Annotated in this window: 11 protein-coding genes and 1 pseudogene; 2 read left to right on the top strand and 10 right to left on the bottom strand. The window is 54.0% G+C overall.

The features are described 5' to 3' along the window. The 5 genes from RTK32_RS14465 to rplU form a co-directional block, all read right to left on the bottom strand. Window positions 1–665 (bottom strand): TonB-dependent receptor plug domain-containing protein (locus RTK32_RS14465; protein ID WP_409451100.1); only part of this gene is annotated, 665 nt, incomplete at its 3' end. A gap of 320 nt (window positions 666–985) precedes the next feature. Beyond that, entirely contained in the window at window positions 986–1951 is a 966-nt protein-coding gene (fepB, locus tag RTK32_RS14460) for a Fe2+-enterobactin ABC transporter substrate-binding protein (protein ID WP_312045178.1), read from the bottom strand. Between the two features lie 148 nt (window positions 1952–2099). Beyond that, window positions 2100–3278 (bottom strand): Obg family GTPase CgtA, encoded by a 1179-nt coding sequence (gene cgtA / locus RTK32_RS14455; RefSeq protein ID WP_312045176.1) that lies wholly within the window; start codon window positions 3276–3278, stop codon window positions 2100–2102. 279 nt (window positions 3279–3557) lie between these two features. Continuing rightward, entirely contained in the window at window positions 3558–3815 is a 258-nt protein-coding gene (gene rpmA / locus RTK32_RS14450; protein ID WP_012666719.1) for a 50S ribosomal protein L27, read from the bottom strand. 15 nt (window positions 3816–3830) lie between these two features. Beyond that, a complete protein-coding gene (gene rplU, locus RTK32_RS14445) occupies window positions 3831–4142 on the bottom strand; it encodes a 50S ribosomal protein L21 (RefSeq protein ID WP_125287102.1) in 312 nt (103 codons plus the stop codon). Window positions 4143–4397: 255 nt separating this feature from the next. Here rplU and ispB point away from each other — a divergent pair, with 255 nt between their 5' ends. Further along, entirely contained in the window at window positions 4398–5369 is a 972-nt protein-coding gene (ispB, locus tag RTK32_RS14440) for an octaprenyl diphosphate synthase (protein ID WP_312045118.1), read from the top strand. A gap of 296 nt (window positions 5370–5665) precedes the next feature. After that, on the top strand, window positions 5666–5926 hold the full coding sequence (locus tag RTK32_RS14435; protein ID WP_312045182.1) for a helix-turn-helix domain-containing protein: 261 nt from the start codon (window positions 5666–5668) through the stop codon (window positions 5924–5926). Window positions 5927–5981: 55 nt separating this feature from the next. On the opposite strand, the gene murA is transcribed toward RTK32_RS14435, so the two are convergent. The 5 genes and pseudogenes from murA to RTK32_RS14410 all read right to left on the bottom strand — a co-directional run. Further along, the gene (gene murA, locus RTK32_RS14430; protein ID WP_312045117.1) at window positions 5982–7244 is read right to left on the bottom strand and encodes a UDP-N-acetylglucosamine 1-carboxyvinyltransferase; all 1263 of its coding nucleotides are present in this window, start codon (window positions 7242–7244) and stop codon (window positions 5982–5984) included. 70 nt (window positions 7245–7314) lie between these two features. Continuing rightward, complete coding sequence (gene ibaG / locus RTK32_RS14425) at window positions 7315–7569, bottom strand: BolA family iron metabolism protein IbaG (RefSeq protein WP_125287098.1); 255 nt, start codon at window positions 7567–7569, stop codon at window positions 7315–7317. A 125-nt stretch (window positions 7570–7694) separates the two neighbouring features. Continuing rightward, a complete protein-coding gene (gene mlaB / locus RTK32_RS14420) occupies window positions 7695–7988 on the bottom strand; it encodes a lipid asymmetry maintenance protein MlaB (RefSeq protein ID WP_312045116.1) in 294 nt (97 codons plus the stop codon). Beyond that, window positions 7988–8623: a phospholipid-binding protein MlaC gene (gene mlaC / locus RTK32_RS14415; RefSeq protein WP_312045115.1), complete on the bottom strand. Its 636-nt coding sequence runs from the start codon at window positions 8621–8623 to the stop codon at window positions 7988–7990. Before mlaC ends, mlaB begins: the two co-directional genes overlap by 1 nt. An 11-nt stretch (window positions 8624–8634) precedes the next feature. After that, window positions 8635–8912: pseudogene (locus tag RTK32_RS14410) on the bottom strand (outer membrane lipid asymmetry maintenance protein MlaD); the annotation flags it as partial.

Below are 8912 nucleotides of genomic sequence, written 5' to 3'. Positions count from 1 at the left end.
CGTAGCGACTGATGGCCTTCGTTAATAAACTGCGCGTCCGCCTGCGTTTTGCTCAGGTTGCCCCACAGAGAGAAGCTGACATCATCACCCAGCGGGCCGCTCAGAGAGAAGTTCGATCTCTTGGTAGACCCTTCGGATTGATGCTCTGGCATATTCAGGTAGGTGTTCCAGCTGCCGTGCCAGTCGTTACCGGTCTGTTTGGTGATGATATTCACCACGCCGCCTGCTGCACCATTACCGTAGCGCGCGGCGGCCGGGCCTCTGATCACTTCGATATGGTCAACCATTTCGGGTGGTACCCAATTGGTATCGCCACGCGTATCGCGTTCGCCGCGCCAGCCAAGGCGCACCGAGTTACGGCTGGCAACCGGCATTCCGTCGATCAGGATCAGCGTATTTTCGGGCCCCATACCGCGAATATCAATCTGACGGCCATTGCCGCGCTGTCCGCTGGTAGAGTTGCCGGTAAGGTTAACACCCGGCATGGTGCGGATAATTTCAGAAAGATCGCGTGAAAGAGGCCGTTTTTTGATTTCGTCGGCAGTAATAGTGGACACGCCCGGCGCCTGCAAATTTTGCTGCTCCGCCGTCACCATGATAGTTCCGCCTTCTGCATCCCCCGCATCGCCGGGAGTGGCCTTCGTCCTTGTAGTGTCGTCCGCCATGGCGGCGATTGCACCCAGCCCAAGCAAAACCGTCAGTGAGAGTTTTGATAATTTATTCAACTTTCTCATTCCCTGTAGATTCGCCTCCGCCAGTCTCTACAGAGGCAAATAGATGAGTAAACAGGCGGAACTGGTATCGTCCGCCTACGCCTGGCAGGCAACAGGTACGTCCATCCCTGACCTGGCGGTCATACATTATTTCAAATGAAAACAATTATCAATTTGATTATTTGTCTCATTATCATTTAGGGGGATTGATAACAGGAGAGAGCAGATCGGAAAAAGAACGGTGCCTTCACGGATGCCAAGGCACGAGAAAACTATTTGTCTGAAAAAAGCTGCTCCAGGCGAGTCAGTACGTTATTGGCACTGTAGTAATCCAGTCGGAAACTCTCTTCGCCCAACGTATAAACCTGCTTATTTCGCACCGCCGGGGAATGGGCTACCAGCGGCTCGGCCAGCAGCGCTGCTTGCGCTTTATCGCCTGCGGCGAACAGCAGGATCGACTGTCCCGTCAGACCCGTGACCAGGTTTTCCCCGCTTACCGGGATAATGTCCCGGCGCTTAAGACGTTGGCTCGCCTGGCGTAGCACGGCTGTCGGTTCTGCCAGGGTAAAGCCAAGCGATGCCAGCAATTTTCCCTGAGCAGATGCCGGGGTCCAAAGATTGACCAAATGAATAGCAGGATTGTAGACCAGCGCGGAGACGGGCTGCGGGGGCAATTTTAGTTTCGCTTTGACCTCTTGCTCACGCCGGGCGTAGCGCTGAATGGAAGCTTCCGCCTCCGCCTCTTTACCCGTAGCCTGCGCCAGCACGCGTTCAACTTCCTGCCAGCTTTTATCGTCATAGTTAACGACCAGCGTCGGCGCCAGTGCGGCCAGGCGGTCATAGAACGGCAGCGCCGAGTCGTTACCGGTGGCGCTGACGATAATCAGATCCGGATTTTCGGCAGCAATCGCTTCAAGATTAGGTTCACCGCTATAAAGCCGCTTCACCCCTTTTTCTGCCGCCACTTTTCCCCACTGGCGAAAAAACCCCTGGTCGTCGGCGATACGGTGACCGGGCAGAGTGGCTCCGCTGGCGATAACCGGTGCCCCTATTGCCAGCAGCGAGCCGGTCAGCGTGACGCTGGTAGAAAGGATCCGTTCAGGCTGCTTCTTTAACACTATCTCGCCCTTAATGCCGGGAAGATGCCGCGGCCAGCCTTCTTCGGCACGAGTTGAACCAATCGACAGCAGCGAGACAGCAAGGATCAGGGAAAAGATTCGCAGAGTGGGAGTACGCATGGGTCAACTCATTCAGACGGAGCAAAGCGTGAGGCTTTGCAAAGAATCGGATAGAGAAGATGATAATGATTATCTTTCTTATCGGGAAGGAATAATTACGCCCCTGTTTGCCGCAACAGAAAGGGCGCCATTTGGCGCCCTTTGCGGATTAACGCTGGTAGATGATTTCGACGCCTTCGTCGTCTTCATCATCCCAGTCGTCATCCCAGTCGTCGTCTTCTTCCACCGCCGTTTCAGCTTCTTCCAGCTGCTGGCGATGATAGTCGTCCCACATGAACTCGACTTTTTCCGGCTGCTTCTCTTCGACTTCAGCCTCTTTTGGATGGGCATTCAGGAAGGACATCACGTCCCAGCACAGCGGCGTGACGCCAACGCGGTTGGCGGCCGAGATCAGATAGTATTTATCCGTCCAGCCCAGCGCGTCGGCAATGGCTTTCGCACGGGATTCCGCTTCTTCCTGATCCAGCAAGTCAACCTTGTTGAAAACCAGCCAGCGAGGCTTATTGAAAAGCTTCTCGCTGTATTTTTCCAGCTCGCCCAGGATGATGCGGGCATTTTCTACCGGATCGGTTTCATCAATTGGCGCCAGGTCAATGGTGTGCAGCAGTACGCGGCAGCGTTCCAGGTGCTTAAGGAAACGGATACCCAGACCCGCCCCGTCAGAAGCGCCTTCAATCAGGCCCGGAATATCGGCCACGACAAAGCTCTGCTCGCTGTCCATACGCACCACGCCCAGGCTTGGCACCAGGGTGGTAAACGGATAGTCCGCCACTTTAGGCTTAGCCGCGGAAACGGCGCGGATAAAAGTAGATTTGCCCGCATTCGGCAAGCCCAGCATCCCTACATCGGCCAGCAGCATCAGTTCCAGCTGAAGGTCGCGCTTCTCGCCCGGCGTTCCCATCGTTTTCTGACGAGGCGTACGGTTAACGGAAGATTTAAAGCGGGTATTGCCCAGGCCATGCCAGCCGCCTTTAGCGACCATTTGCTGCTGACCATGCTTCATCATATCGCCCAGCGTTTCGCCAGTGCCCTGATCGATGATGCGGGTGCCCACCGGCACTTTGATAATAATATCTTTACCGCGCTTACCGGTGCAGTCGCGGCTCTGGCCGTTTTGCCCGCGCTCGGCACGGAAAGATTTTTCAAAGCGATAATCGATAAGGGTATTCAGGTTCTCGTCGGCCTGCATATAGACGTCACCGCCATCACCACCGTCGCCGCCATCCGGGCCGCCCCTGGGAATATATTTTTCACGACGGAAACTGACGCAGCCATTGCCGCCATCACCCGCAGCAACGAGGATCGTCGCTTCATCAACAAACTTCATGTTACTTCTCCGTAAATCATTTGCCCGCTGCTGGCAGGATGATCCGTCGCGGCTCGCAGGCCTTATGACGGCTGTCCGGGGCGCAGCCCTCGCGTCATTTCCAGACAGGGGATCGCCTTAAGACATCATGCAGCTGAATACAAAGTGTACAGCAAAGGGTTTTACTGGCAACCTGATTGGCGCGCCAGAGGCAGAATGTAAAAAGCCCCGCAATCATAGCGGGGCTTTTTGATTCGCTGCTGAAAGCGGTATCAGGTACCGCCTTCAGGCACGAAAACCTTACTCAGCAACGATGCTGATGTATTTACGGTTGTTCGGGCCTTTCACTTCAAACAGGACCTTGCCGTTTGCCGTAGCAAACAGGGTGTGGTCACGGCCGCAGCCTACGTTGGTGCCCGCGTGGAATTTGGTGCCACGCTGACGAACGATGATGCTACCTGCCAGAACGCTTTCGCCACCGAAACGCTTAACACCCAGGCGTTTTGCGTTGGAATCGCGGCCATTTCGAGTGGAACCGCCAGCCTTTTTATGTGCCATTTGTCAGATCTCCTCTTAGGCGCTGATGCCAGTGATCTTCACATCAGTGAACCACTGACGGTGACCCTGCTGCTTACGGTAGTGTTTACGACGACGAAACTTAACAATCTTAATTTTGTCGCCACGACCGTGAGCAATGATTTCTGCTTTGATCACGCCGCCTGAAACTAAAGGTGCGCCGATCGTAACTTCTTCGCCGTTGGCAATCATCAGAACCTGGTCGAATTCAATCGTTTCGCCGGTTGCGATGTCCAGCTTTTCCAGGCGAACGGTCTGACCTTCGCTCACTCGGTGTTGTTTACCACCACTTTGGAAAACCGCGTACATATAAACTCCGCTCTCGCGCTTGCCGTCTTGAGTTCAGGCTGCGCTATAAATATTCACAATAGGGCGCGAATTCTACGCAACTTCGCACGCGATGACAAGTGCCTGATAACGGGTATTGCAGAAAAAAAACGCAAAGCACAGGCAAATGTTTCACAGTCGTCATTTTCAAGTACAATCTGTTATACATTACATGCCGCAGGCACGGGTAAAGACGCTTATCATTAGCCGCATAGTGGGCAATAGCTGAAAAGACTGATGAACTTAGAACAGATAAACGAACTCACCGCGCAAGACATGGCGGACGTCAACGCAACCATACTCGAGCAGTTGAATTCTGAGGTTTCCCTCATCAATCAGCTGGGTTACTACATCATTAGCGGTGGAGGCAAGCGCATCCGTCCGACGATCGCCGTTTTGGCCGCACGTGCGCTTAATTACTCAGGTAAACAACACGTTACCGTAGCAGCGCTGATAGAATTCATTCATACGGCCACCCTTCTGCACGACGATGTGGTGGATGAATCGGATATGCGCCGTGGGAAAGCCACCGCCAATGCCGCTTTCGGTAACGCTGCCAGCGTGCTGGTCGGTGATTTTATCTATACGCGCGCTTTCCAGATGATGACCAGCATTGGCTCTCTGCGAGTGCTGGAGCTGATGTCTGAAGCGGTTAACGTCATAGCAGAAGGCGAAGTCTTGCAGCTGATGAACTGCAATGACCCTGATATTACTGAAGAAAGCTATATGCGGGTGATTTACAGTAAAACGGCTCGCCTGTTTGAAGCCGCAGCGCAATCTTCCGCTATTCTTGCTGAGGCCACGCCGGAGCAGGAAAAGGCGTTGCAGGATTATGGCCGCTATATCGGCACCGCTTTCCAACTTATCGACGATCTTCTTGATTACAGCGCCGACGGTAAAACGTTGGGGAAAAACGTTGGCGACGATCTCAGCGAAGGCAAACCTACCCTACCGCTGCTGCACGCCATGCGTAACGGTACGCCAGAACAAACCGCCATGATCCGGGGTGCGATTGAACAAGGTAACGGCCGCCACCTGCTGGAACCGGTACTGGAAACCATGCATCAATGCGGCTCGCTGGCCTGGACGCGCGAATCGGCAGAACGCGAAGCCGATAAGGCGATTGCCTGTCTGAATGTGTTACCAGAATCCCCCTGGCGAAGCGCGCTGGAAGCGCTGGCCCATATGTCTGTTCAACGCGAATTTTAATCCCAAAGCGCGGTCAGCCGCGCTTTCTTTTCCTTGCCTGTTCCGCTTTCTGGATCCCTTTTTGTAATGTAATGCATCACGCTATTACGTAACTTTTGCGCATTACGCCTCAAAAACAAAACGCCGCTTAAATATTATTGGAAATATATTGCCAATTATTGCTATAAATCTGGCTGCAATATTTAATGATTAACCTATTAAATATTCTGATTAAGTTCGCAATCAATGCCGTAGCGACGGCAATACTGCGTTCTGACGTTTCCAGAAAAAGCGATGCGACCATGGAGGAAAAGCAGATGCTGGAAAAGAAAGCCGACTGGCATAACGCGGATATTATTGCAGGTCTGAAAAAGAGAGGCACGACGATGGCCCAGGTGTCACGGGAAGCCGGACTAAGCTCGTCAACGCTCGCAAACGCGCTGTTCAGGCCCTGGCCTAAAGGTGAATGGATTATTGCCAATGCGCTTAACATCCATCCGGCCGAAATTTGGCCCAGCCGCTACTACGACCCAGTGACCCATAGCCTGCTCGATCGCAAGAAGCTAATTCGCTCATAAAAGAAAGGCGGTAGATATCTACCGCCCCTACAGCAACTTACCGTGCGCGGTTACGCTATTCTTCGCCGCTTACGCGCTCAATGTTAGCGCCTAATGCTCTCAGCTTGTCTTCGATATGCTCATAACCACGGTCAATATGGTAGATACGATCCACAATCGTAGTGCCTTCCGCAATGCAGCCAGCCAGTACCAGGCTTGCTGAGGCGCGCAGATCGGTAGCCATAACCTGAGCGCCCGATAATTTTTCCACGCCGTGACAGATCGCCGTGTTGCTTTCGATTTCCGCGTGTGCGCCCATGCGGATCAGCTCCGGCACATGCATAAAGCGGTTCTCGAAAATGGTTTCGGTGATCACACCAGTGCCTTCCGCCACCAGATTCAGCAGGCTGAACTGCGCCTGCATATCGGTCGGGAAACCGGGATGCGGTGCGGTACGGAAGTTGACCGCTTTTGGCCGCTTGCCGTGCATATCCAGACTGATCCAGTCGTCACCGGTTTCGATATCGGCTCCCGCTTCGCGCAGCTTAGCCAGTACCGCATCCAGCGTAGCTGGCTGCGTGTCGCGGCAGATAACTTTGCCGCCCGAAATCGCCGCGGCAATCAGGAAAGTGCCGGTTTCAATACGATCTGGCAACACACGGTAAACACCGCCGCCGAGGCGCTCGACGCCTTCGATAGTGATGCGATCGCTACCAGCGCCGGTAATTTTTGCGCCCAGCGTGTTCAGGAAGTTCGCCGTATCAACGATTTCCGGCTCGCGAGCGGCATTCTCAATCACGGTAGTACCGGTAGCCAGCGTAGCGGCGCTCATGATGGTGACGGTAGCGCCTACGCTGACCTTATCCATCACGATATGCGCGCCTTTCAGGCGCCCGTCTACGGATGCTTTGACATAGCCTTCTTCCAGCTTGATCTCGGCGCCCAGCTGCTCAAGGCCGGTTATATGCAGATCGACCGGACGCGCGCCGATAGCACAGCCGCCGGGCAGAGAAACCTGCCCCTGACCGAAACGCGCTACCAGTGGGCCAAGCGCCCAAATCGAAGCACGCATGGTTTTCACCAGATCGTAAGGCGCGCAGTAGACGTTGACGTCGCTGGCATCCAGATGCACCGAGCCGTTGCGCTCTGCTTTTACGCCCAGCTGGCTCAGCAGCTTCATAGTCGTATCAATGTCCTTTAGTTTCGGGACATTCTGAATCTCTACGGGATCGGACGCCAGCAGAGCAGCGAAAAGAATCGGCAGCGCAGCGTTTTTAGCACCGGAAATGGTCACTTCCCCGCTTAAACGGGTCGGGCCCTGCACACGAAATTTATCCATTAAACCTGCTCTCAATTAATCAGCTATAGAGTGCGGCCTCTTCATCGCCCGGAGCGATGAAGATGGCGACTTAAAAACCGTTCAGCTTACGGTCACGTGCCCATTCTTCCGGCGTATAGGTTTTGATGGACAGCGCATGAATACGGTTGTCAGCAAGATAGGCCGCCAGCGGCGCGTAAATTGCCTGCTGTTTTTTCACGCGGCTCAGTTCGCCAAACATCTCGCCTACGGCGATCACCTGAAAGTGGCTGCCATCGCCGGTTACGATAGCTTCCTGCAGTGGCAGCGCGGCCATCAGCACGGATTGAATTTCACTAGTTTCCATGGGATTTTCTAAATTCGGTTGAGGATAAACAGGCCTACATAGTAGTGGAAAGCGGAGCTATCTTAAACAGGCAAAAAAGCCTCCGCGGGTGCAGAGGCTTTTTCATCAGGAACGCGTCCGTGCTGTCAGCGTTCGGCGGTAATGAACTGCTGCAGATTATAGAGGGCGATCAGTGAACGCAGTTTGTCCGTAATGCCGGTAAAACCCGGCGCTTTCCCCTGCTGTAACGCGATTTGACGCAGATGCACCAGCAGGGCCAGCCCGGCTGAATCGACCCTGTCCAGCGCGGAGACATCAATGGTATCAATCTGTTTCATCACCGTTTCACGCTGCTGCCACAGAGGCAACAGCGTTTCTCGCTCCAGCTCGCCCGTCAGATGCAGCCGGTTGGCCTCAATGCGCCAGTTAAGCGAGTCCATTACTGCTGCTTGTCCAGCGTAATAGGCTGGCTGGCGGCATTTTTCAGCACGTCGGTCAGGCCATCAACGCCTTTCTGACGCAGGATGCCCGCCCACTCGTTCTGCTTGGTAGAAATCATGCTGACCCCTTCCGCAATCATATCGTAAGCCTGCCAGTCGCCTGTCCGGCTGTTTTTACGCCATTGGAAGTCCAGGCGAACCGGCGGACGTCCATTGGGGTCGATAATAGAGACACGAATGGCAATGATGTTAGCGTTGGCATAAGACTGCTCAGGTGCGATCTGATAGGTTTGACCGTGATAGAGCGCCAGCGCCTGGCCATAAGCCTGAGCCAGATAGTCGCTAAATGCTTTAAAATAGGCCTCGCGCTGCGCAGGCGTCGCTTCTTTGTAATAACGACCCAACACTAACGCGCCGGCATATTTAATCTGTACGTAAGGCAGTAGCTCTTCACGCACGATTTGCCGCAGGTAATTGGGATCCTGCTTGATTTTAGGCTGCTCATTTTTGAGGCGGGTAAAGGTTTTCTCTGCCGCTTCATTCATCAGCTTGTACGGATTAGTCTGGTCGGCGGCGGCATTGGCCGCGACCGGGGCGATGATTAACATGGCCACCATCAGGAAACGTTTAAACATTACTGCTCCTCTTAAGGGTTAGTCGCTGCGGCCGGGGCTGACGCACCGCTATTATCCGGCGTTGCGTTTTTACTGTCGTTACCGCTGCCGCTTTTGTACAGGAACTGGCCTATCAGATCTTCCAGCACCATTGCTGACTTGGTGTCCTGAATGGTACTGCCGTCCTTAAGCATAGCCGTTCCCATCTCCGGATCGTCAAAACCGACGTTAAGCTCCAGATATTGTTCACCCAGCAGGCCAGAAGTTCTGACCGCCAGCGAGCTGGTATCCGGTAGCTGATTATATTTTT

Source organism: Erwinia sp., assembly GCF_031978025.1.
GTDB lineage: Bacteria > Pseudomonadota > Gammaproteobacteria > Enterobacterales > Enterobacteriaceae > Erwinia.
Note: the sequence above shows the minus strand (reverse complement) of the source record. Positions and strands in the feature narration are given on the sequence as shown.